General features: G+C 38.3%; 19 protein-coding genes. 9 read left to right on the top strand and 10 right to left on the bottom strand.

Annotation, left to right across the window (positions count from 1 at the left end; genetic code table 11):
• Window positions 1–54: 54 nt before the first annotated feature.
• From J2T03_RS04385 to J2T03_RS04370, 4 genes are all read right to left on the bottom strand, one after another.
• Window positions 55–2,001, bottom strand: coding sequence for a T9SS type A sorting domain-containing protein (locus J2T03_RS04385; RefSeq protein ID WP_307209666.1), 1,947 nt, complete (start codon window positions 1,999–2,001; stop codon window positions 55–57).
• Between the two features lie 165 nt (window positions 2,002–2,166).
• The gene (locus tag J2T03_RS04380; RefSeq protein WP_306842217.1) at window positions 2,167–3,345 is read right to left on the bottom strand and encodes an acyl-CoA dehydrogenase family protein; all 1,179 of its coding nucleotides are present in this window, start codon (window positions 3,343–3,345) and stop codon (window positions 2,167–2,169) included.
• Window positions 3,346–3,472: 127 nt separating this feature from the next.
• Window positions 3,473–4,261, bottom strand: a complete 789-nt coding sequence (locus tag J2T03_RS04375) for an NUDIX hydrolase (RefSeq protein WP_306842218.1) — start codon at window positions 4,259–4,261, stop codon at window positions 3,473–3,475.
• Between the two features lie 23 nt (window positions 4,262–4,284).
• The gene (locus J2T03_RS04370; protein WP_307209664.1) at window positions 4,285–5,472 is read right to left on the bottom strand and encodes an MFS transporter; all 1,188 of its coding nucleotides are present in this window, start codon (window positions 5,470–5,472) and stop codon (window positions 4,285–4,287) included.
• A 175-nt stretch (window positions 5,473–5,647) separates the two neighbouring features.
• Here J2T03_RS04370 and J2T03_RS04365 point away from each other — a divergent pair, with 175 nt between their 5' ends.
• Genes J2T03_RS04365 through J2T03_RS04335 form a run of 7 tightly spaced genes read left to right on the top strand, consistent with a single transcriptional unit; the run spans window position 5,648 to window position 16,378 of the window.
• Window positions 5,648–8,560 carry a SusC/RagA family TonB-linked outer membrane protein gene (locus J2T03_RS04365; protein WP_307209661.1) on the top strand — a complete coding sequence of 971 codons (2,913 nt, stop codon included), beginning with the start codon at window positions 5,648–5,650 and terminating at the stop codon, window positions 8,558–8,560.
• A gap of 10 nt (window positions 8,561–8,570) precedes the next feature.
• Window positions 8,571–10,115, top strand: a complete 1,545-nt coding sequence (locus J2T03_RS04360) for a RagB/SusD family nutrient uptake outer membrane protein (RefSeq protein ID WP_307209660.1) — start codon at window positions 8,571–8,573, stop codon at window positions 10,113–10,115.
• Window positions 10,116–10,118: 3 nt separating this feature from the next.
• The gene (locus J2T03_RS04355; protein ID WP_307209658.1) at window positions 10,119–11,546 is read left to right on the top strand and encodes a glycoside hydrolase family 30 protein; all 1,428 of its coding nucleotides are present in this window, start codon (window positions 10,119–10,121) and stop codon (window positions 11,544–11,546) included.
• A gap of 9 nt (window positions 11,547–11,555) precedes the next feature.
• Window positions 11,556–13,778 carry a beta-glucosidase BglX gene (gene bglX, locus J2T03_RS04350; protein WP_307209657.1) on the top strand — a complete coding sequence of 741 codons (2,223 nt, stop codon included), beginning with the start codon at window positions 11,556–11,558 and terminating at the stop codon, window positions 13,776–13,778.
• Window positions 13,779–13,785: 7 nt separating this feature from the next.
• Window positions 13,786–14,037: a hypothetical protein gene (locus tag J2T03_RS04345; protein ID WP_306842230.1), complete on the top strand. Its 252-nt coding sequence runs from the start codon at window positions 13,786–13,788 to the stop codon at window positions 14,035–14,037.
• 56 nt (window positions 14,038–14,093) lie between these two features.
• Window positions 14,094–14,897 carry a glycoside hydrolase family 16 protein gene (locus J2T03_RS04340; protein WP_307209655.1) on the top strand — a complete coding sequence of 268 codons (804 nt, stop codon included), beginning with the start codon at window positions 14,094–14,096 and terminating at the stop codon, window positions 14,895–14,897.
• Window positions 14,898–14,938: 41 nt separating this feature from the next.
• Window positions 14,939–16,378 carry a glycoside hydrolase family 30 protein gene (locus tag J2T03_RS04335; protein WP_306842234.1) on the top strand — a complete coding sequence of 480 codons (1,440 nt, stop codon included), beginning with the start codon at window positions 14,939–14,941 and terminating at the stop codon, window positions 16,376–16,378.
• A 78-nt stretch (window positions 16,379–16,456) separates the two neighbouring features.
• Here the strand turns inward: J2T03_RS04335 and J2T03_RS04330 are convergent, their stop codons facing one another.
• Window positions 16,457–17,266: an enoyl-ACP reductase FabI gene (locus J2T03_RS04330; RefSeq protein ID WP_111953010.1), complete on the bottom strand. Its 810-nt coding sequence runs from the start codon at window positions 17,264–17,266 to the stop codon at window positions 16,457–16,459.
• Between the two features lie 120 nt (window positions 17,267–17,386).
• Window positions 17,387–17,686, bottom strand: a complete 300-nt coding sequence (locus tag J2T03_RS04325; protein ID WP_306842236.1) for a hypothetical protein — start codon at window positions 17,684–17,686, stop codon at window positions 17,387–17,389.
• Window positions 17,687–17,828: 142 nt separating this feature from the next.
• Between J2T03_RS04325 and J2T03_RS04320 the strand changes: the two genes are divergently transcribed.
• Window positions 17,829–18,389, top strand: a complete 561-nt coding sequence (locus tag J2T03_RS04320) for a DNA-3-methyladenine glycosylase I (protein WP_307209653.1) — start codon at window positions 17,829–17,831, stop codon at window positions 18,387–18,389.
• Window positions 18,390–18,640: 251 nt separating this feature from the next.
• Complete coding sequence (locus J2T03_RS04315; RefSeq protein ID WP_307209652.1) at window positions 18,641–20,035, top strand: hypothetical protein; 1,395 nt, start codon at window positions 18,641–18,643, stop codon at window positions 20,033–20,035.
• A gap of 132 nt (window positions 20,036–20,167) precedes the next feature.
• On the opposite strand, the gene J2T03_RS04310 is transcribed toward J2T03_RS04315, so the two are convergent.
• The 4 genes from J2T03_RS04310 to J2T03_RS04295 form a co-directional block, all read right to left on the bottom strand.
• Window positions 20,168–20,350, bottom strand: coding sequence for an Imm70 family immunity protein (locus tag J2T03_RS04310; protein ID WP_307209649.1), 183 nt, complete (start codon window positions 20,348–20,350; stop codon window positions 20,168–20,170).
• A gap of 136 nt (window positions 20,351–20,486) precedes the next feature.
• Window positions 20,487–20,957 carry a DUF6630 family protein gene (locus tag J2T03_RS04305; RefSeq protein ID WP_307209647.1) on the bottom strand — a complete coding sequence of 157 codons (471 nt, stop codon included), beginning with the start codon at window positions 20,955–20,957 and terminating at the stop codon, window positions 20,487–20,489.
• A 3-nt stretch (window positions 20,958–20,960) separates the two neighbouring features.
• Window positions 20,961–21,665 carry a PoNe immunity protein domain-containing protein gene (locus J2T03_RS04300; RefSeq protein ID WP_306842243.1) on the bottom strand — a complete coding sequence of 235 codons (705 nt, stop codon included), beginning with the start codon at window positions 21,663–21,665 and terminating at the stop codon, window positions 20,961–20,963.
• Between the two features lie 23 nt (window positions 21,666–21,688).
• Window positions 21,689–23,230, bottom strand: a complete 1,542-nt coding sequence (locus tag J2T03_RS04295) for a PAAR-like protein (protein ID WP_306842245.1) — start codon at window positions 23,228–23,230, stop codon at window positions 21,689–21,691.
• Window positions 23,231–23,239 lie beyond the last annotated feature (9 nt).

Raw genomic sequence — 23,239 nt, 5'->3', positions numbered from 1 at the left:
TCATTGCTGAAGTGCATTCAATTTGAAATGAAGAATATACGAGTACTATTGTCTTTATAATTTTACTTTTTTATGCACAGTTCTTCCGTCGTTGCCTGTGAACTGGACTACATAAATTCCTGATTCTAAGCTTTTTGATTCGAATTCTGATTTATTGACTTCCTGCTGGAAAATTAATGCACCTGAAATATGGTAGATGCTAATGTTTTTAATACCATTGTCTGCTCTGACGATGATCTGGTGGTTTTTTGTAAATATTTCAGCTTTATGAGATAGTGAGCTGTCTGCCAATGCTTTCCTGAACTGAAGATTATAAAATTGAGTGACAACTTCGAAAGTATTGTTTTGATTGCCAATGTCTTTTACATTAATTCCACTGTTCTCGCTGTAATCTTTCCCGGAAACTGTTTTTAAAAGATTCTTTTTATCATCAAAAATATTGACAGCAATAAGTTCTTCCTGAGGAATCTTCAGTTTTAAAACTCCATTGTTTTCAGACTTTATGATCTCATTTTCAGATACTTCTATAGGAGTGTTCTTAACGTACGGAATTAACTTTTGATCATTGTTTTCCTGTACTTTCAAAAGATAAACTCCATCTTTCAATGAAGATAAACTGCTTTGTGTCCCTGATTTACTTACCGCTTTATCCTGACTGAAATCTGTAATTTCAACCAGCTGCATATTGCCAAGATCCGGTTTTAATTGGGAAGAATAGAGTGAATGAACTTCAGGCTGGCTGTTTCCCTGCTGTTTTGAAGTGAGTATTGCCCATTGGTTCAGAAGACCGCCGCTTCTAAGGGTGTTGAATTTGGCATTAGATGCAAGAGTAAAAGGGATAATTCCTCCTACATGGCCTAAAGGTCCCCAAAATAAAGATTCCAGCTTATATTTGTTCAGATCCCACCAGGCATAATATCCACGCTGTACATCAATAGTTTTAGTGGTGTTTTCAGGTGGAATGGCGAGGTCAACTGAAGAATGTCCTAAAGTCATTGGTGTTTTATTGTACCAGTCATACACATCTTTAGGTTTCATGCACCGTCTGAGATTATTATTCGGATTGTTGGTAACATCATTAACGAAATTCTGGGTGAAAAGATTTCTCCAGATCACCGGCCCCCAAAGAAGGCCTCCATTGTCCTGAATTACATGATAATTGTATTTATCCAGATATTCCGGTGAAATAACCTCCGAAATGCTGGTATTATAGGTTTTATAGCCCGTATTGTTACAGGTATGCAGAACATTGGCAAGGAAAGAAGTGAACGGATAAAAATCTTTTTCCAGCACTCCTTTGTTCAAAGTAACCCCTGAAAAGTCATAAGGTCCGTCTCCCATATAAGCGTACTTGAACTTCAGATTGGTAGGGTTGGAGGTGTTCAGGCTTTTTAAAGTTGACATGGCCGCATGGGCACCCTGTGAATAGCCCGCGAGAAAGTATTCATCATATCTTTTTATTCCTAATTGACCCAGCACCTTATTGGCTGCCTTTACAAAGTCTATCGTTGCACCAGCTTCCGTAACAGCGTCTACGTATGGGTGAACACCATCTCCGTCTCCCATCCCTACATAATCAGGCGCCATCAGGATATATCCATTGAGTACATATGATAGTTCCACTACAAATCCTGCGGTTAAGGCTCCTTTGAAGTTAGAGGGGACATTATTTCTGCTGTCAGTCGTTCCGTGATCAGATACAACCGTTGAAAGTTTAAAATTTACATTTGGGTACATCAGAAGTCCTGTAGCTTTTACTAAGACACTTTTCTCATTTTTGGTGTAATAAGTAATTTTATAGCCTTTAAGTCCCACATTGAACCCATTGAGATAGCTGACGAAATCCGGGGCATTCTGTTCGCCCAGACTGTTGGCGATGAAATTGGTAACTCCCTGTGGGGTCAGATCTAATTTTTGTTCAAAACTAACAACGTCTCCTGCCTGTTGGGCAAAAAAGAATGGAGCAGTGCAGCTTAATAAAAGTGTCGATAATTTTTTCATATTAATATTTTTTAATGTTATTAAATTAATATTTTTTAATAAAATGTCAATAGTATTAATACATCAATAATTATTCATTGAATATAAGTTCCCTGTAAAGTGAATGAAACAAGGAGTCCGGCCATTCGGCTGGACTCCTTGTTTCATTATATTTTGAGCTTTTATTTAAAAAGCGTTGATTCCTGTAATATCTAAACCGGTGATCAGTAAATGTACATCATGTGTACCTTCATACGTGATTACAGACTCAAGATTGGCTGCGTGTCTCATCATCGGGAATTCACCCATGATTCCCATACCGCCAAGGATCTGTCTCGATTCTCTGGCGATATCAATAGCCATTTTCACGTTGTTACGTTTAGCCATTGAGATCTGTGCCGGACTTGCTTTGTGATCATTCTTAAGGTTTCCTAACTGAAGACATAGCAATTGCGCTTTTGTGATCTCTGTTAAGAATTCAGCTAATTTTTTCTGCTGAAGCTGGAAAGAGCCGATCGGCTTGCCAAACTGTTTTCTTTCTTTAGAATATTGAACAGCTGTACAGTAGCAGTCAATCGCTGCACCGATTACACCCCAGGAAATTCCGTATCTTGCTGAGTTCAGACAAGATAGAGGTCCTTTTAATCCTGTTACCCCAGGAAGTAAGTTTTCTTTAGGAACTTTTACATCATTGAATACCAGTTCTCCGGTTTTTGAAGCTCTTAAGCTCCATTTATTGTGAGTTTCAGGTGTGGTAAAGCCTTCCATTCCTCTTTCAACGATCAGTCCCTGTATTTTTCCTTCTTCATTTTTAGCCCAGACTACTGCAATATCGCAGAGCGGGGAATTCGTGATCCACATTTTGGCTCCGTTCAGAAGATAATGGTCGCCCATATCTTTAAAATAAGTTTCCATAGAACTTGGATCGGAACCGTGATTAGGCTCAGTCAGTCCAAAAGAACCGATCATTTCTCCTGCAGCAAGGTGAGGAAGGTATTTTTTCTTCTGTTCCTCAGAACCGAATTCATTGATAGGGAACATCACCAGCGAGCTCTGTACCGAAGCAGCAGAACGCACCGCAGAATCGCCTCTTTCAAGCTCCTGCATAATAAGACCATAAGAAATCTGATCCAACCCTGAACCGCCATATTCAACTGGGATATATGGGCCTAAAGCTCCAATCTTTCCCAATTCTTTCATTAAGCCCGGAATATCAGTATGATTTTGCGCGGCCTGGTCAATCTGCGGCATTACAAAACTTTCCACCCAATCTCTTACCGATTGACGGATCAGTTTGTGTTCTTCAGTAAGTAAAGCATCAATTCCGTAGTAGTCTGGAATGCTTGTAAGAGGATAATATGACATGATTTTTTGATTTGCCTAAAAGTAACACTTTTCGCTGGTTTGGAAAATTTTTTTGTAAATCTTTATTGCCTTTGATTTTCAGTGAGATAAATCACAGCCTGAAGGATTTGAGTAGAAATACAGCCTCCTAAGATTCCTCATCATTGGAAATAGGATACTGATTGGCAGCATTGTGTACCTTGCTTTTGAACTTATACAGATACGGAGCTTTGTTTGCAGATCCGTCATACAGTTTCTCCAGCCTGTCCAGAATATTTAAGCTTAATATCTTGCGTTGAAAATTATTTCTCCTGAATTTCTGCCCTAAAATAGTTTCATACAGCGACTGAAGATCTTTCATTGTAAATTTTTCAGGAAGAAGATTGCTGGCAGCCACTTCGGTATTGATATTCATACGAAGGTATTCAAGGCCCGTTTCTATGACTCTGTCGTGATCGAAGGCCATCTTAGGCAATTTATTAACCTCAAACCATTCACAGCTTTCGTTGAATGCATCCGGAAAAGTATTGGCAACGGAAAAATCAATAAGGCTGCAGTAACCTACCGTAATAAATCTCTGGAAGATCCAGTGGTCTTTCGGAACTTCAATTCCTTTATTGCTAAGAAGGATCTGGTGGACATTATTCTCCGTTCGGTCGATTCTCCCAAAAGTGTGAAACTGTTTTAGAAAAAGGTTTTGAAGATGGGTTCTTTCATACAGTACTCTCGCAGCGGCTTCACGAAGGTCTTCATCATTGAAAACAAAACCGCCCGGAAGCGACCACAGATCCAGATCGTGGTACTTCAGGAGCAAAACCTTCAAAATATTATTGTGAAAACCAAATATCGTGCAGTCAACAGATACGTGTGCTACAAAATCTTTTGTATCAATAAGTTCCTGGAGGGTTTCTTTGTTTTTGGTATCCTTGATTTTCATGGGAGTAAAAATAAAATTATTTTCTATAATTTCTTTCCTGCAAGCCTAAAATATATTAAACTCACCGTAAAAAGCACAGAAACAGCAAGTAATATATATAGCGGATAATAGTTTAGCAGCTGTTTTCCGAACAGGACAGCCATAATAATTGAACTGACAGAGCTTCCAAGCGATGAAAAAATTACAATTAGGGATGTAAACAGGTTGATTTTTTCCTTGTCAATCTGTGCAATCATTTTTGAGTTGATCACAGGGTAGAGCGGTGAAAGGAAAAGTCCGATGACCGGAAATAAGAACAGGATAATGCCGGAGTTCACAGAATCAAAATACTGTATTCCTATAATAATTAACAGGACAACGATAATTAAAAAAATGCATAAAATATAATATCTTGATAAAGAAAATCTCTGAATGATATTAGCTGTTGCTGTCCTGCCCGCATAAGAAAAAAGGGCAAGGAAAGAAGTGGCCTGTAAAGCAAAAAATGAATTCACATTCAGATGGTTTTTATAGAAAGAGGGCAGCCATGAATTAAATCCCTGTTCTACAAAAACGATAAAAAAAACTACAGCAAGGAACATGATTGTTGCAGGCTTTGTGAATGCTGAAAGTTCGGCAATAAGACTTTTATTCTCCGTTTTTTTTGCTTCCGAGATACTCAGCTTTGAAAACAGAAATATCGTTACTGCGCAAAGTACTGTTATAGACAGGAATCCGAACTTCCAGTATTCGGAATAGCGGCTGGAAATGAGCCATCCGAAACCGGTATTCACTATAAAAATACCGACCATGAATGAGGCTTCCACACTGTTCATCATTTTGGCAAGAGATTTTTCATCTGAAACATTGTTCCGGATAATTCCGAAAACGCAGATCTTTCCGACAGCAAAACAGGTTCCGATAATAGCAAACCAAACTTTGTAGAACCAGAAATCTTCTATAAAAGGTAGGAAGCATGAACAGATTCCAACAATGACTAAAGCTGAAATTAATGCTTTTTTTGTTCCTGTTTTACTTATGAAATTCACTGCAAAAAGTGAAATAAATGCTATGGGAAGATCCTTGAACGATTCCAAAAAGCCAAGCTTCTCGTAAGTTATTTTTGCTTCAGAAAGCTGAAGAATCACAATACCCATACAGTTCAAGACCATTGAAAAAATAAGGAAGGTCAGTTTTAAGGGAAGCGAAATCTTGGAAAGCTTAGCTGTCATTTTGGGGACTTTTTTATTGATTTTTTATAATAATTTTATGAATTATGAAGAAGATTTAGGGCTTTCAACTCCCAAAAATAAACGAAAAATTAAAATAATTATGAATAGAATGTTAATTAATTAAAAAAAAATATATTTTTATTGTCTCAATTTGAGAATTAAAAACTAACTGTATATGAATATAAGAATATCAAGAAGCCTGGGGGTGGTTGCTGTAATGTATTTTACAGCTAATTTCAGTGCACAGACCAGTGTAAAGGACACTGTTCCGAAAGAGAATAAAATAGAGGAAGTCATCGTGATCGGTTACGGTACACAGAAAAAGAGTAATGTGACTGGAGCTATTGCAAGTATTAAAGCAAAAGATATTGAAAATGCTCCAGCAGGAAGGCCGGAGCAGGTTCTCCAAGGAAGAGCAGCAGGTGTTACAGTGATTTCAAATTCGGGGCAACCCGGTTCAAAAGCGACCATTCGTGTCCGGGGTATTACCAGTTTTGGGGCAGGAAGTAATGACCCTTTATGGGTAGTGGATGGTATTGTTGTGGATAATATCGGATGGCTGAATCAGTCTGATATTGAAGGGATGGAAATTCTTAAGGATGGAGCCTCTGCCGCAATCTACGGAGTTTCTGCCGCAAAAGGGGTAGTTCTGATCACAACTAAAAAAGGGGTAAAAGGTCGTCTTAACCTTTCTTACAATGGATTCTTCGGTGTTGGAAGTGCCTCTAAAAAACTAGACCTCCTCAATGCGACTCAGTATGCGACAATCATTAATGAAGCAAACGTAAACGACGGACGTAATCCTGTTTTCGCAAACCCTTCAGGATATGGGCAAGGAACAGACTGGCAAAAAGAAATATTTAATACGGCACAGCGTACTTCTCACGAATTCAGCATCAGTGGAGGAAACGATAAGTCTACCTATTATTCTTCATTCGGATACTATGATCAGGAAGGTATAGTGATGAGAGATATCTCTTACTACAAAAGACTGAATGCCAGACTGAATTCAAACCATAAAATATTTGATTTTCTAACGGTAGGACAGACATTCGCTTATACACATACCAAATCCCAAGGGATTAATGAAAATGGAGAATTCGGAGGTCCATTGAGTTCGGCTATAAATATGGATCCGCTTACACCAGTAGTAGTTACCGATCCTGCTATGCTGGCTACAAATCCATATAACAATCCCGATATTATGGGATCTCTTGTACGGGATGAAAATGGAAATCCATATGGAATTTCGAGTCGTGTAAATAAGGAAATGTCTAACCCGATTGCGTTTAAAAAAACACAGCTGGGAAGATACAAATGGAGTGATGATATTGTAGCGAATGTATTTGCTGAATTAAAATTCAACAAAAACTTCACTTTTAAATCAAGTATGAACGGGAAATTATCCTATTGGGGTGAACAGGCATTTACTCCTAAATATTACTTAGGACCTGCGAATAAGACTGATTTTAATAATTTATTCAGACAGATCGATAAAAAATTTGAGTGGAGTACCGAAAATACGCTTACTTATCAGAATAAGTTCGGTGATCACAATTTAAATGTACTGCTAGGGCAGGGATATTATGAATACAATATCTCTTCAGGTCAGAATACAACCTATAAAAACCTTCCTACCAACAACTGGGAAGATGCATCATTTAACTTTGAAATTCCTCAGACAGACAGGTTAACCAATGCCTGGGACGGAAAAGAAACCCATAAAACTTCTTATTTCGCAAGGGTTGTATACGACTATAATAATAAATATTTATTTACAGGAACAATACGAAGAGATGGGTCCTCAAAATTTGCCAGAGCTTATCACTGGGGGAACTTCCCGGCAATGTCTTTAGGGTGGAATGTATCAAACGAGAGCTTCTGGCCTGAAAATAAAGTTGTCAACAGCTTCAAGCTGAGAGGTGGGTACGGAATTTTAGGGAATGACGCTATTGATGATTTTCAGTTTGCCAACTTCCTGTCTCCAGGAAGTAACTATACCTTTGGTGACAATATTATTCATATCGGATATGCACCAAGTACATTGGAGAATCCTGAACTGCGATGGGAAAAGACATCACAAATTAATATAGCAGCTGATATTAAGCTTTTTAGAGATTTTGATTTATCTGTAGATGTTTACAGAAAGAAAAGTACAGATATTTTAAGAAGAATTGAACTTCCCGGTTACTTGGGGCTTGTAAAAGATCCGTGGAGAAATATTGGTGACATGAACAATGATGGGGTAGAAGTTACTTTAGGATATAAAAAGAGCTGGGGCGATTTCGGATTTTCTGCTAACGGAAACTTCAGTTATCTTAAAAATGAAATTACCCGACTGGAAGGAGACAAGTTATATGTACCCTTTGCATCGTTCCAGTCAATGGGTGCTGTTTCAAGGCTGCAGGTAGGATCTTCCTACGGAGCATTTTATGGATTTCAGAATTTAGGTGTTTTCCAGAATGAATCAGAGGTTAATGCTTACAAGGATGCCAGTGGAAACCTGATTCAGCCCAATGCAAAACCTGGAGATTTTAAACGTCTTGATGCTAACGGAGACGGAAAGATCGATGAAAATGATTATGTGAATCTTGGAAACTCAGTTCCGAAATATACTTTTGGTCTTACCCTAAATATGAATTATAAAAACTTTGATGTGATGATATTTGCACAGGGACAAGCCGGAAACAAAATTTTTCAAGGGTTGAGAAGACTAGATATCCAGGATGCCAATTACCAAACAACAATCCTGGATAGATGGACTGGTGAAGGGACATCGAACACGGTGGCCAGAGTCACTCAGGATGATCCTAACCAGAATTATACAAGAATGTCTAATTACTATCTTCAAAAAGGTGATTATCTTCGTCTGAAACTTGTGCAGGTGGGTTATACACTTCCGGTAGAAGTTGCCAAGACCATAGGAGCAAGTAAAGTAAGATTCTATGTTACAGGTGAAAACCTTGCTACATTTACAAAATATACAGGCTACGATCCGGAAATTGCCGGAAATGATACATTTGGTGTAGACAGAGCATATTATCCACAGGCAAGAACATTCCTTTTTGGTGCTAACATTCAATTTTAATTAAGAAAAAATGAAAAATACAAGATTTATCTATAAAAGCATATCTGTTTTAATGCTAACCGGAATTAGTTTCGGAGCCGCTTCCTGTAATGACAGCAATCTTGAAGATGTAAAAAATACAGGGACCTTTGACACAGATAATTATTTCAAAAATGAAGAGCAGTCTTTCAGCGGTCTTATTGCTGTTTACGATATGCTGAGGAAATATTCAGGTGGATTTGAGAATGAAGTGACCTTTTTCAATGCTGCATCAGATGACTTTTATTCCGGTGGAGGAAGTTCTACAGATGGAGCAGGAATCCAGGGATTCTCGAACTATACAATCAATGCTGTGATCATGCCTCCCAGCTACTGGAAAGATTATTACCAAGGAATTGCAAAAGCTAATCTTTTGTTAGAAAGAATTCCCAATGCTGATATGAATGATCAGAAAAGAAAAAGATTTATTGCAGAAGCTAAAGTTCTAAGATCTCTCTATTATTTTGAGCTTGTAAGGATATTTGGGAATATACCGATGATCTTAAAACCCATCCAGTTTAATGAAGATTATTATAATATTAAACAGGAGGATCCTAAAGTAATATATAACCAGATAGAAACTGATATTCTTACCTCTATAAATGATCTACCTGTCTCCATTCCTCCAGCAAATAAAGCAGAAACCGGAAGAATTACGCAAGGTTCGGCAAGAGCTATTTTAGGTAAAATCTACCTTTATGACAAAAAATACGCTTTGGCAGCTGAACAGTTGCAGATGGTCAACGGAATTCCGGGACAGGTCAATCAGTACGGATATCAACTGGTTCAGAATTTTGCAGATTTATGGCAAGTAAGTAACAAGTTTACAACAGAATCTATTCTTGAAGTAATGCATACCAATACAGGGAATTCCGTGTGGGATTTCTGGGGGCAGGGGAAAGATGAAGGAAATTCAATCAACGTAATGCTGGGAATTATATCATACGGCCGTAATACCAATATACCCAATAACGATGCACCAAGTATCTATTCAGGCTGGGGCTTCAACCCAGTAACGGATGATCTTTTTAATTTTATGCAGAACGATCCGCGTCTTGATGCCACCATTTTCAATGCTAAAAAATTAAAGGCAGAAAATAAGATTGTATATTCTCCGGGATATAAAGATTCTGGATATTTCCTCAATAAATATCTTCCTAGAACAAGTGATGTGACAACCGGTGGTGGTAATGCTGAGCTGAACTTCCAACAAAACTATATTGCCATAAGACTGGCAGATACCTATCTGATGGAAGCTGAGGCATTAGGAGGTTCAGGAGCAAGAGCTCAGGCACTGTTGGATGCCGTAAGAGCAAGAGTAGGGTTAGCGTCAATTCCTGTTTCTCTACAGGCTATTAAAGACGAAAGAAGAAGAGAACTGGCAGGAGAAGGACACAGGTGGTTTGACCTTGTCAGATGGGGAGATGCTCCTTCTAAGCTTGCATTCAAAGGATTTAAAGCAAATAAAAATGAAATTCTTCCCATTCCGTTTAATGAATTGCCGAATACTGCTTTAAAACAAAATCCAGGCTACTAAAACATGAAGTTTCACAGTTTATATAGTTTCTTTTTTAAAGGTACTGCGCTGCTTTGCGGCGCGGTACTTTTTCCTGTATCATGTGCATCGGTAAATGGGGATAAAGAAAGTGATGTTCAGTTCTGGCTGACGAAAGGTAATGAAAGTGTAAAATTACAGCAGCAGAGCCCGGTTAGGTTTACAACAAATGTCAATAACTGGCAGAATATTGAAATTGATGACACCCAAAAGTTTCAATATGTTGACGGTTTTGGATATACCCTGACAGGAGGAAGCGTTGAGGTGATCAACAGGCTTTCATCTTCCAAACGGAAAGCACTTCTGAATGAGCTTTTTGGAAAAGGTAAGAATTCAATTTCCATAAGCTATTTACGACTCAGTATCGGAGCTTCCGATCTCGATGGTGAGGTTTTTTCTTATGATGATCTTCCGGAAGGCCAGACAGATCCGGCACTTTCAAAATTCAGCCTGGCAAAAGATAAAGATTTGATTGCGATGCTGAAAGAGATCTTAGCCATCAATCCCGATATCAAAATTATTGCTGCTCCATGGTCATCTCCGGTTTGGATGAAAGACAACGGAAAATCAAAAGGAGGAAGTTTAAAGCCTGAATTTTACAAAGTCTATGCAGAATATTTTGTAAAATATATCCAGGGAATGAAAAAAGAAGGTATTACCATTGATGCCATTACGCCTCAGAACGAACCTCTTCATCCCGGAAACAACCCAAGTTTGTATATGCCGTCTGAACAGCAGAGAGATTTTGTCAAAGGCCATCTAGGCCCAATATTTAAAGCTAATAATATCAAAACAAAAATCGTTGTTTACGATCATAACTGCAACAAACCGGAATATGTTCTTGATATTCTGAAAGATCCCGAAGCGTATCAATATATTGACGGTTCGGCTTTCCATTTATATGAAGGAGATATTTCGGCGTTAAGTACAGTTCACAACGCATTTCCCGATAAAAATTTGTATTTTACCGAGCAGTGGACGGGATCGAAGGGAACTTTTAGTGAAGACCTGAACTGGCATGTTAAAAATGTAATCATCGGTTCCATGAGAAACTGGAGCAAGATTGCTTTAGAATGGAACGTAGCGAATGATCCGCAGTACAAACCGCATACAGACGGCGGATGTACGGAATGTAAAGGGGCAATAACAGTTTCCGACAGTGAGAATTTCACCAGAAATGTTTCTTATTACATCATTGCACACGCTTCTAAATTTGTACCTGCAGGTTCCCGGCGTATTGCTTCCACACAGACAGAAACACTTTCTACGGCGGCCTTTAAAACGCCTGCCGGAAAAACAGTGCTTATTATCCAGAATGGTAACAGTGCAGATGAAAGTTTTAATATCAAATATAACGGAAAGAGCGCTCCGGTTACCCTTTCAGGAAACTCGGCAGCGACTTATGTTTTTTAATTTAATATCATGAAAAAAGCTTATTTCTTACTTACAATTGCAGCATTGGGAATGAATGTCCACGGACAGAAAACGGTTGATCAGAAAGTGTCTGAGCTGCTGTCTAAAATGACACTCGAAGAAAAAGTGGGGCAAATGGTCCAGTATAGTGGATTTGAATATGCTACAGGACCTCAGCAGTCCAATTCTGCTGCGGTTTTAGAAGAAATAAAAAAAGGAAAAGTAGGCTCCATGCTCAATGTAGCGGGTGCTGATGAGACCAGGGCCTTTCAGAAACTAGCCCAGCAGTCAAGGCTGAAAATTCCTTTACTCTTTGGGCAGGATGTTATCCATGGCTACCGGACGACTTTTCCTGTTAACCTGGGGCAGGCGGCAAGCTGGGATCTTGCAATGATTGAAAAATCAGAAAGAATTGCAGCCACAGAAGCTTCTGCTTACGGTATACACTGGACCTTTGCGCCTATGGTAGATATAGCGAGAGATCCGAGATGGGGAAGGGTAATGGAAGGCTCCGGGGAAGATACCTATTTGGGGACCCAGATTGGTCTGGCAAGAATCAAAGGATTTCAAGGAAGAGGCTTGGGAAGCCTTGATGCTGTGATGGCCTGTGCCAAACATTTTGCAGCCTATGGAGCAGCTGTCGGCGGAAGAGATTACAATTCTGTCGATATGAGTTTAAGACAATTGAATGAAACCTATCTACCCCCGTTTAAAGCGGCGGCTGAAGCAGGAGTGGCCACATTTATGAATTCATTTAACGATATCAGCGGAATCCCTGCTACGGCTAATAAATATATTCAAAGAGAACTTTTAAAAGGAAAATGGAATTATAAAGGCTTTGTGGTATCAGACTGGGGAAGCATTGGGGAAATGATTCCTCACGGTTATGCCAAAGATGCTCATGAAGCTGCTGAAAGAGCAATTCTAGGTGGTAGCGATATGGATATGGAAAGCCGGGTTTATATGACGGAACTGCCAAAGCTTGTTAAAGAAGGAAAAATCGATATTAAATTGGTAGATGATGCAGCAGGCAGAATTTTAGCCAAGAAATTTGAAATGGGGCTTTTCGATGATCCTTACAGATTCAGTAATGAAAAAAGACAAAAGGAACAGACCGACAATCAGGAACACCGAAAATTCGGGAGAGAGTTCGGTTCAAAAAGTATTGTTCTCCTAAAAAATAAAGGAAATATTCTTCCGCTTTCAAAAACCGTGAAAACCGTTGCGCTGATCGGGCCTTTTGGGAAAGAAACAGTAGCCAACCACGGTTTCTGGTCTATTGCCTTCAAAGATGACAACCAAAGAATCGTTTCTCAGTTTGACGGAATTAAAAATCAGCTCGATAAAAATTCAACCTTATTATATGCAAAAGGCTGTAATGTAGATGATCAGGACAGATCCATGTTTGCAGAAGCAGTGGAAACTGCGAAAAAAGCTGATGTAGTGATCATGACTTTAGGAGAAGGTCATGCAATGAGTGGTGAAGCAAAAAGCAGAAGCAGTATCGGTTTTTCCGGCGTACAGGAAGACTTACTGAAAGAAATAGCTAAAACAGGAAAACCTGTTATTTTAATGATTAATGCTGGAAGACCTTTGATATTCAATTGGGCAGCAGATAATATCCCTGCAATAACCTATAATTGGTGGCTGGGAACTGAAGCCGGAAATTCTATTGCCGATGTTCTGTTCGGAACAGTGAATCCTGGAGGGAAACTTCCAATGAGCTTCCCAAGAACTGAAGGGCAGATCCCAATTTATTATAATCATTACAACACAGGGAGACCTGCGAAAAATAATATGGACCGGAATTATGTTTCAGCTTATATTGATCTTGATAATGATCCGAAATTTCCATTCGGATACGGATTAAGCTATACGGATTTTAAATATTCTGACATGGTATTAAGTTCAGTCAATCTTAAAGGAAGCCAGACTTTAAATATCAGTGTAACGGTTTCCAATACCGGGAAATATGATGGAGAAGAAGTGGTACAGCTTTATATCAGGGATCTTTTCGGAAAAGTAGTAAGACCGGTTAAAGAGCTTAAAGGATTTCAGAAAATATTCATCAAAAAAGGGGAAAGTAAAAAAGTTGATTTCAAATTGACTCCGGAAGACCTGAAGTTTTTCGATAATGACCTGAATTATGATTGGGAAAGTGGCGAATTTGATATCATGGTTGGAACCAATTCCCAGGATGTTCAGACGAAAAGAATCAATTGGGTAAAATAGATAAGCAATGACAACATTAAAAGAAGAAATGAAGGAATGGACGGATGCTGATATTGCAATGCATCAATTAGCATTACAGTTGGGAATGATACCTGAGGATGATTTTCCAAGGTTTAAATCTTGTTATTGGACAAGTAGTGAGAAAAGTAAGGCACTGGGAAACATATTATTAGAGTTGTCAAAAATTGGTTTTTTAGAATTTAATCAAGATGAATATACTTTCAAAGTAAATCCAGATTTCATTTTTGAAAATGATTGAAAAATCTTTGACTGAATCAATTTGTGTTACAAAATATTAAATATAGAAATTAGAAAATGAAAATCAGTAACAGTATTTACTTTTTAATAGGAAGAATTCTGATTTTTTCTGCAGTAGGTTGTACCTCAAATAAAATAAGCTCTACCAAAAAATTGATCTGGAGTGATGAATTTAACGGAACCGGGCTTCCTGATTCATTAAAATGGAATTACGATGTAGGAGGAGACGGATATGGAAATGAAGAAGCTCAATTTTATACAAAGAAAAGACTTGAAAACGCCAGAATGGAAGGTGGAAATCTTGTCATTGAAGCCAGAAAAGAAAATTGGGACAAGAATAGATATACTTCTGCAAGGCTTTTGACCAAAGGGAAATTCTCTTTCCAGTACGGAACAGTAGAAGTAAGGGCAAAACTTCCCAAAGGCCGCGGAACCTGGCCGGCGATCTGGATGATGAGTGAAGGTATGAAGAAATGGCCTGATGACGGTGAGCTGGATATCATGGAACATGTAGGCTTTAATCAAGGATTTATTCATGCTTCAGTTCACACTAAGAAATACAATCATGTTCAAGGGACACAGAAAACGGATACTTTGATTGTAAAAGATGCAAGTGAAAAATTTCATGTGTATAAAGCAGACTGGACACCAGAGACAATAGATGTCTACATTGACGGACAAAGGTTTTTCACCTATGAAAATAAAGAAAAAACCTATGAAGCATGGCCTTTCGATAAGCCGTATTTTATTATTTTAAATCTGGCGGTAGGCGGTTTCTGGGGTGGAAAAGAAGGAATAGATGACAGCATATTTCCGCAGAAATATTATATAGACTATGTAAGGGTTTATCAAAATAAATAATGAAGAGAGGGCGGTTGCGTCCAATAACAGAAAGAAAAATTATGAAAAAACTAATTGTAAGCTGTTTGGCAGTAGGAGCGTTTCTGAATGCTAATGCACAGAACTATTGGAAAAAGAATGCAGGGAAAACAGCGAAGGTCATTCTTACCAATTCCAAGACCAATGAAAAAATGGCCGATAAAGGGATTGTTAAGTTTGAGAAATTCGGACAGCCTAAAGAAACGGATGCCTGTATATTTGTAGATCCGGATTTTAAATATCAGAAGCTGATCGGAATAGGTGGAGCCATCACTGATGCTTCAGCAGAAACCTTTTATAAAATGCCGAAGAATAAGCAGAAAGAGATTATAGAGGCTTATTTTGGGAAAAATGGATTAGGCTACACAGTAGTTCGTACCAATATGAACTCCTGTGATTTTTCCAGCGATTCCTATACGTATGTGGAAGATAATGATACGGCTTTAAAGACTTTCAATATTGCCCATGACGAAAAGTATAAGATCCCGATGATCAAAGAAGCCCAGAAAGCGATAGGAAAAGATTTTACATTTTACTTCTCCCCATGGAGTCCGCCAGCCTGGATGAAATCCAATAAAAGCATGCTGAAAGGAGGCCGTCTGGAAAACGCATTTTATCAGACCTGGGCAGATTATTACATTAAATTCATTAAAGAATACGAAAAAAGAGGGATCAACATCTGGGGGCTGACTATACAGAATGAGCCGATGGCAACACAGACCTGGGAGTCCTGTATTTATTCAGCTGAAGAAGAAGGTGAATTTCTTAAGAACAATCTGGGCCCGACGCTTTGGAAAAACGGCTACAAAGACAAAAAGGTAATGATCTGGGATCACAACCGGGATTTGATCTACCAAAGAGCAACAACAACTTTAAGCGATCCTGAAACCTCGAAATATGCAAGCGGAATCGGGTATCACTGGTATGAAACCTGGAATAATAAAACCCAGCTTTTCGATAATTTAGCTGAAACGCAGAGAGCTTTCCCTGATAAGTTCCTGGCTTTTACCGAAGGCTGTAAAGAGCAGTTCAATATGTCCGGAATTTATGATGTGAGCCTGGGTGAACTTTACGGAAGAAATATGCTTAACGATTTCAATAAAGGAACCGCTTTGTGGACAGACTGGAATGTGTTGCTGGATGAAACCGGAGGCCCGAACCATGTCGGGAACTTTTGTTTTGCCCCAATCATAGCTGATACCAAAACCGGAGAAGTACATTATACCTATGAATATTATTATGTAGGCCATGTTTCAAAATTTATCAAGCCTAATGCACAGAGGATCGGAAGTTCTTCAAACAGAGCTGCTCTTACATCTACCACTTTCATGAATGAGAACGGTCAGCTGGTTACTGTGATCATGAATGATTCCGGGAATGATATTGAAACAAATCTGTGGATCGAAGGAATGGCCGCGAAATTATCTGCGCCGGCACATTCTATACAGACTGTTATCCTGTAACTTCATATTAACATTTTTATAGAACCGGCGGCCTCGTAGAGGCCGCCGGTTTATTTTTGCAATATATTTTAAATGCTGTTATTCAACATCATATTTGCTGATCACTTTCTGCGTAACTCCGGAGCTGCTGAAACCACCATCATGGAATAGATTCTGCATCGTTACTTTCTTAGTAAGGTCAGAGAATAACGTTACACAATAGTTGGCACAGTCAAGCGCTGTAGCATTCCCCAGTGGAGACATATCTTCAGCGTATCCAAGGAAGCCGCCGAAACCTTTCACACCGCTACCTGCTGTAGTAGGTGTAGGAGATTGGGAAACTGTATTTACACGTACTTTTCTCTCGCCCCAGTAATTTCCGAATGTTCTTGCAATACTTTCCAGATAAGCCTTATTATCAGACATATCATTGTAGTCAGGGAAAGTTCTCTGAGCTGCAATATAGGTAAGTGCCAAAATGCTTCCCCACTCGTTCATGCAGTCTTTTTCCCAGGCTACACGCATTACCTTGTGGAAAGAAACCGCTGAAATATCCCAGCCTTTTTCCAACCAGTCATAATTCATTTCAGTATAATGCTTTCCTTTTCTTACATTTACGGACATGCCTATAGAGTGAAGGATAAAATCTATTTTCCCGAATTTTGCTGTCGCAGCATCAAAAAGTTTTTCAAGATCTTCAATAGAAGTAGCATCTGCAGCGATTACCTCAGAACCTGTTTTTTCTGCTAAACCATTAAGTTCTCCCATTCTCAAAGCAATAGGGGCATTTGATAAGATAAATTCAGCACCTTCTTCATGACATCTTTCTGCAACTTTCCATGCGATTGATTGCTCATTAAGGGCTCCAAAAATAATTCCCTTTTTGCCTTTAAGTAAACCGTATGACATAATTTTTTAATGTTTATTTAAATACAAATGTAGCAATAATTTGTGTTTTTGACATCATAAAAATGGAGCCTTATTGATTTAAGACTCCATTTTCTTGAAAATATTTATATGACGGAAATTTTAATTGGTTTTCTTGTTCCATTCTGCTTTTACATCTTCTGCAGCATCTTTAGTTTTTTCCCAGGCTTCATTGGCTTTATCTTTTATGTCATCCCATGCATCAGCGGCGTTATTCTTTACTTTTTCAAACCAGTCTTCCTGCTGTGCCTCTTCATCATTGTTTCTTTTTTCATTGATATAATCTTTTGCTCTGGCTGCCAGATCCTCAATTTTCCACTTAGCATTGTCTGCTGCATTCTTTAAAGAGTTTTCTGTGTTATTTACTGCATTTTCGGCTTTGTTGTATTCTGAATTGTTCATAATATAATATTTTATTGTTGTGTAACAGTAAATAAACAATAACCATTCCTAAAATCCGGAACTGCTGTTAAACTTTTCTTAATCTTTTGTTATACTTTCACAAATCAGTATTACCTTTAGTATGGTATAAAAAATTACTGTTATGGAGAAAATACGCTGCGGCTGGTGTGATAAAGACGACCTTTACCGAAAATATCATGATGAAGAATGGGGAAGGCCTATTTATGATGATGAAACTATTTTTGAATTTCTGATCCTTGAAAGCTTTCAGGCAGGGCTGAGCTGGTATACTATCCTTTCTAAAAGGGAAAATTTCAGAAAAGCTTTTGATGATTTTAATTATAAAAAAATTGCGGATTATACGGAAGATAAAATTGAAGAGCTCATGAATGATGCGGGAATTATAAGAAACCGCCTTAAAATAAGCGCTACAGTATCCAATGCGCAGAGATTCCTGGAAATTCAGAAAGAGTTTGGAAGCTTTTCAAAATATATCTGGGGTTTCGTAGGAGGAAATCCAGTGGACAATTGTCCTAAAACTCTGGCTGATGTTCCGGCTGTAACAGATATTTCTGATGCTTTATCCAAAGATCTTAAGAAAAGAGGTTTTAAATTTATGGGATCTACAGTGGTTTACGCTCATATGCAGGCCACCGGAATGGTAAATGATCATATTGGAAACTGTTTCGTTAGACAGATTTAAATTTTATTTTATTCATTTTTATGTGATATTTTTTATAGATAATGTAATTTATTATTAGCGAAAATAGAATATAAAGACTCTCTTATACCGCATAAATACTATGTTTTTAGTTTCTTTACTATCCGGTAATGTTTCAACTACAAGTGATTAAGTGTTGATTTAATCACTGCCAGGTGTTTATTTATTGATTTGATAAAAAATATAGCTATTTTATTATAAATTCGTATATTTGCAGCCTCAAAAAAATAACTATGAACAATAAGGCGATGCAGGGTAAATTCAAACTTCAACTCTTTCTTCTTTTTTTACTTACTACTAATTTTATTAACGCACAGGTGGGGATTGGTTTAAATGAGCCTGACTCTTCTGCTATGTTACATATCAGTTCAAAAAACAAAGGAGTGCTTTTACCAAGTGTGTCTTTAGCATCAAATATAGATCAGGTAACCATTCAAAATCCGGCAGAAGGTCTTATTGTCTGGAATAATGGGAAAGGAAGTTTAACGGAACAGGGGTTTTATTACTGGAGCAAATCCAAATGGAATATGCTTTCCATCAGTTCAGGAACCAGTGGAAATGGAACGAATGGAGGAAGTGCTTCATCACTTTCAGCATGGAATAGCACGGCAACAAACAGCGGTAATTCAGGCGGGGCTAATACCAATCTTTCTTTAGGAACCAATACTTCGGACGACCTTATCTTTAAAGTAAATTCTACTACAGTTGGGAGATTGGGGGTAAATAATTCAATAAGTTTTGGAATGGCGGCCAATGCGGACCAGAATGGTATTGCCCTGGGGAATTCCAGCAGCGCTTATCAGGGAATTGCCATCGGAACAAATACTTCCGTTACGGCCAATGAATCGGTGGCCTTGGGAGCCAATACTAAAATTTCCGGGTACCAGTCAACAGCAGTAGGCTTCAACGCCAAAGTAACAATGAACGAAGCTACAGCAATAGGAAATAATGCGGAAGCATCAGGTTTTCAATCTATTGCTGCAGGATATAATGCTAAAACAACAACAAATGATGCAACAGCATTAGGAAAAAACTCAACAGCATCAGGATTTCAGTCTACTGCAGTAGGATATAATGCAAAAACAAGTTCCAACAGTGAAACGGCTGTAGGGTATAATGCAGTGACCAATCACCAGAATTCTACAGCAATAGGGTCGGGGGCAAATGCTTTGGGGCAGTTTTCTACAGCAATAGGATATGGGGCCGTGACTTCCCAGGCTAATGCAATTGTTCTCGGAAATAACAATGCTAATGTTGGAATAGGTACAGGAATTCCCAATACTTCCGCTAAATTGGATGTAAATGGTTCATACAAATTGGGTGAAAAGGGGAGTGTACAGAAAAATCAAATTACTTTTGAAGTCTGGCCATCAGTTTCCGTAAACAATTTATCTCCCGGAAAATCTGTCACCATGGAAATTCCGGTCCCAACAAATATGCAGCCCGGATCTGCAAGAGCTGTGATTGTAGTTTCTCCTGCAGGAGATTTTGCCGGAAATAGTTCTTTCTCCATATCGAATCCAAGAATGACCTCTGTTTCCAGTATTACGCTTAACCTTACTAACATCTCCGGAGGACCTGAAAGCTTATATTCCGGGCACTTCTATATAATGATCAATGAGTTTTAGAATCAAAACCCTGGAAAGAGGTATAGGTTGTTCTATTTAATTCTCATATACAGTTTAATTGACATTTTTAACTAGTATTAAAATGAAAAAACCGCCTTAAAGCGATTGATTATATAAAAAACTTATAGCTATTTATAAACTTTGAACTGATAATTCTTTATTAACTTTCTTTGCTACATCCATAGCTTTTTTGAATACAGCGAAGAGATCTTCACCATCATAAAAATAATTGGCTAAGCTCGTTATTCTTTCAGCAATATTACTACCCCAAGGCGGTTGTTTTGATAAATCTTTAATATCCCATATTAGCATCATCAAATAAATCTGCCAATTCACCTGCTGGGGTAGGAACCTGCCATTCAAGTTTTAAGTCTACAGAATACTTGGCTGTGGATATCAAAATTAAAAGGTCCCAATCTGAAACCTTTTAATGTGAATATTATTGAAAATCTTATCTATATTCCTTTATTCGATTATCTAAAGATAAAAGTCTATGTATGCATTCATAATTGGCTAATAGGCTAACATAACTGTCGCTGTCAATATCTAAGTTTAAAAGCTGATAACCAGATTTTTCTATCTTTTTATTAAGAAGGGGAAAAAAGGATTCGGCTTCCAAATTATAGAGATCTTCATCTTTTTCAATTTCTACAGCTGCATTTTTGTTTCCTAACAGTATTTCTGTCTGGTTTTTAGCTGTGCTGTAATCCTCTTTCCAATCGATCTCAAATGCATGTCCGCTTTCAATAAGCATATCTACCATTGCCAACCAGATTATATCTTGACCATCATCCGGCATTCTGAAGAAAGTATCTTCATATAATGAAGAGTTACTTTTAATTTCAATAAGTCTATCAATAATAGAATTCCTATCGTCCTCATTTGAAACAAGGAGTTTAATAATTTCTACATATTTTTCCATATTTTATGATTTCCAATGAACCAGATCGTAAGGGTAATATTGCTGTTCTTTTAAAGATGAATCATCCAATCTTAAGATTTTCACAAAAGCTCCGCTTTCAAAACTCCAGTATCCAAAGAAAACATCGTTTTTGTTTTTATCATTATCGTACCAATAGGTAGATTTCATTTTTTTGTACCAGCTATCATTTAAATAATCTTTTAATGCAGCAATATTTTTTTCGTCATAAAGATCTTTTAAAAAACCAAATTCGTCAGGATAATATATATTTGAATCTATATTTCTGTCGGATATTTTGGACGAAATAATTATATCATAAATATAATCTTTGTGATTACTATTATCCAGAACGGTTGTTATTTTTTTGTAATCATCTTCCGAAATGTCCAATAAAACACCTAATGAAAGCATCCAAAGCATTAATATATAATCATCAAACTGAATAGTAGGAGTATCACTCTGCCACCCGGTTTTTAAATTATCAATAACTTTTAAGAAGTCATTTTGCATTTCCTGAATAGGAGCTCCGGCAGAATATTTTGCAATGATGGTATGAATACTTGTTGTAAAAATCTGTCTGCTTACAGCGGGGATTCGATCCTCTTTAGTAGCTCCAGATTTTAATCCGTCTTCATAAAATTCAATATCTTCATTATTTAATGTGATATAGTTTTCAAAATACTCAGGGCTCTTAAATCTAGTTCTCATATTTTTTTTATTTTTTTATTGGTTTATGGCCATTTTCCTGCATTTCCTCTAATTATATATCCATTTGCATCAACACGTCTATAAACAATATTTCCATTTGCGTCAACTTTTCCAACAACTCTCTCGTAACCTGATTGTGTTATATTACGCAACTCTTGTCTAGAAACAGTATTACCCAATCTGTCCTGTATCCATTTATCAGACATCTGTCTAGTTCCGTCTGTTAGTGTACTGAGTCCGGCTTGACCATATTTAGCATCTACAACAACATATGATGGTGGTGGTCCAGGATTTTTAAATACTCCATCAATTCCTTGGTGAGTCGAGGCGTCAATGTCTGTTAGCCTCTGATGTAAAGGTTCATACCCTTTATCCATCATATCTCTATCTGCAGTCATTTCACCAAAATTACCTTTTCTTGCGGAAGTACTAAGTTCTATATCTCCATCCTTAACCTGTTTTATAATATCATCTTGAATATCATCCGTAGTTCTTGTAATTACTCGGGCAATATCAGCTGCATCATCACCTAAAGATTCTATAAGTTCTCTACCTGTTCTGGTAGCTACAGCTTCTCCACCCTCCCTTGCTGCCCGCTCACCTGCTTCTTCTACGCCTTCCCGAACTATTCTTTCACCAGCTTCTTCAAGTGCTTCTTTTCCGGCAACTTTAGCACCAGTCAATGCTAAGGAAGATCCCCCACTAAATGCAGCAGCAGCGGCATCAGGAATAAATTCCCCAACAGTGGTTCCTATTGTTCTGGGGTTTTCAGCAACCCAGCTTGCAGCATCTTTAGTGCCTTCCCAGGCTGCGCTTCCTGCATCTGCCCAGTTTTGTCCGTCACTGGCCCAGTTCCAGGCTCCTTCTGCTGCATTGCTCCAGTTATCTCCTTTGCTGGCCCAGTCCCAGGCATTTCCAACACCTTCGGTAGCTGCATTCCATCCGTCACTTACCATTCCTCCCAATGCTTCAGCAGTGCCCACGGGATCCTGACCCACCTGATAAATTGTTTCGCCTAAACCTACAACACCGTTTACGGCTCCTTCTACCAGTCCTGTCCCCAGATCACTGAACCAGTCTCCGACACCTGTTACAGGCTTCATCCAGTCCGGTAGCATTTGGTCCCGCATTTCCCGGCCTTTTTTATTTTGCTCAGCGATCCAGTCAAAACCTTCCTTTATATAATCAGAGGGCATTTTTCCTTCTCCGACGCCATAGGATACCGCGGCAGCTCTGTCAAAGAAGATATTAATCTTTCCGCCAAATATACAATTACAGAAAGAATCTTCCAAGAGCATCCGGCTGCCATTGATCTTTACCCCGTCCTTTGGCGCTTGCCATCCAGTGAGAATGGTTGGCAGGCACGAAGCCCCTGTTGCCCATTTTAAAGGGTTGGTACAAAAACCCATGGGCTTGATATTGAAAAAAGGAAGAAAATCCAGTTCGGAGGCCATGGGAACACTGTATATGGTCGTGTTCTTATTGTTGCTCACCCGCAGGGTAGAGGGGCTTGTTCCTTTGTCGCAAGCTAAAAAGGCACCTTCGGGCACGTATTTTTTTGCCATAATGCGATG

The organism is Chryseobacterium lathyri (assembly GCF_030812195.1).
Classification (GTDB): domain Bacteria; phylum Bacteroidota; class Bacteroidia; order Flavobacteriales; family Weeksellaceae; genus Chryseobacterium; species Chryseobacterium lathyri_A.
This window is presented reverse-complemented; position numbering and strand designations above follow the sequence as displayed.

Coding starts and splice junctions, on each gene's coding strand:
- J2T03_RS04345 (WP_306842230.1), top strand. CDS start 13,786: ATGACAACATTAAAAGAAGAAATGAAGGAATGGACGGATGCTGATATT.
- J2T03_RS04320 (WP_307209653.1), top strand. CDS start 17,829: ATGGAGAAAATACGCTGCGGCTGGTGTGATAAAGACGACCTTTACCGA.
- J2T03_RS04330 (WP_111953010.1), bottom strand. CDS start 17,266: ATGTCATACGGTTTACTTAAAGGCAAAAAGGGAATTATTTTTGGAGCC.
- J2T03_RS04325 (WP_306842236.1), bottom strand. CDS start 17,686: ATGAACAATTCAGAATACAACAAAGCCGAAAATGCAGTAAATAACACA.
- J2T03_RS04385 (WP_307209666.1), bottom strand. CDS start 2,001: ATGAAAAAATTATCGACACTTTTATTAAGCTGCACTGCTCCATTCTTT.
- J2T03_RS04315 (WP_307209652.1), top strand. CDS start 18,641: ATGAACAATAAGGCGATGCAGGGTAAATTCAAACTTCAACTCTTTCTT.
- J2T03_RS04360 (WP_307209660.1), top strand. CDS start 8,571: ATGAAAAATACAAGATTTATCTATAAAAGCATATCTGTTTTAATGCTA.
- J2T03_RS04365 (WP_307209661.1), top strand. CDS start 5,648: ATGAATATAAGAATATCAAGAAGCCTGGGGGTGGTTGCTGTAATGTAT.
- J2T03_RS04300 (WP_306842243.1), bottom strand. CDS start 21,665: ATGAGAACTAGATTTAAGAGCCCTGAGTATTTTGAAAACTATATCACA.
- J2T03_RS04305 (WP_307209647.1), bottom strand. CDS start 20,957: ATGGAAAAATATGTAGAAATTATTAAACTCCTTGTTTCAAATGAGGAC.
- bglX (WP_307209657.1), top strand. CDS start 11,556: ATGAAAAAAGCTTATTTCTTACTTACAATTGCAGCATTGGGAATGAAT.
- J2T03_RS04370 (WP_307209664.1), bottom strand. CDS start 5,472: ATGACAGCTAAGCTTTCCAAGATTTCGCTTCCCTTAAAACTGACCTTC.
- J2T03_RS04375 (WP_306842218.1), bottom strand. CDS start 4,261: ATGAAAATCAAGGATACCAAAAACAAAGAAACCCTCCAGGAACTTATT.
- J2T03_RS04310 (WP_307209649.1), bottom strand. CDS start 20,350: ATGATGCTAATATGGGATATTAAAGATTTATCAAAACAACCGCCTTGG.
- J2T03_RS04380 (WP_306842217.1), bottom strand. CDS start 3,345: ATGTCATATTATCCTCTTACAAGCATTCCAGACTACTACGGAATTGAT.
- J2T03_RS04355 (WP_307209658.1), top strand. CDS start 10,119: ATGAAGTTTCACAGTTTATATAGTTTCTTTTTTAAAGGTACTGCGCTG.
- J2T03_RS04335 (WP_306842234.1), top strand. CDS start 14,939: ATGAAAAAACTAATTGTAAGCTGTTTGGCAGTAGGAGCGTTTCTGAAT.
- J2T03_RS04295 (WP_306842245.1), bottom strand. CDS start 23,230: ATGGCAAAAAAATACGTGCCCGAAGGTGCCTTTTTAGCTTGCGACAAA.
- J2T03_RS04340 (WP_307209655.1), top strand. CDS start 14,094: ATGAAAATCAGTAACAGTATTTACTTTTTAATAGGAAGAATTCTGATT.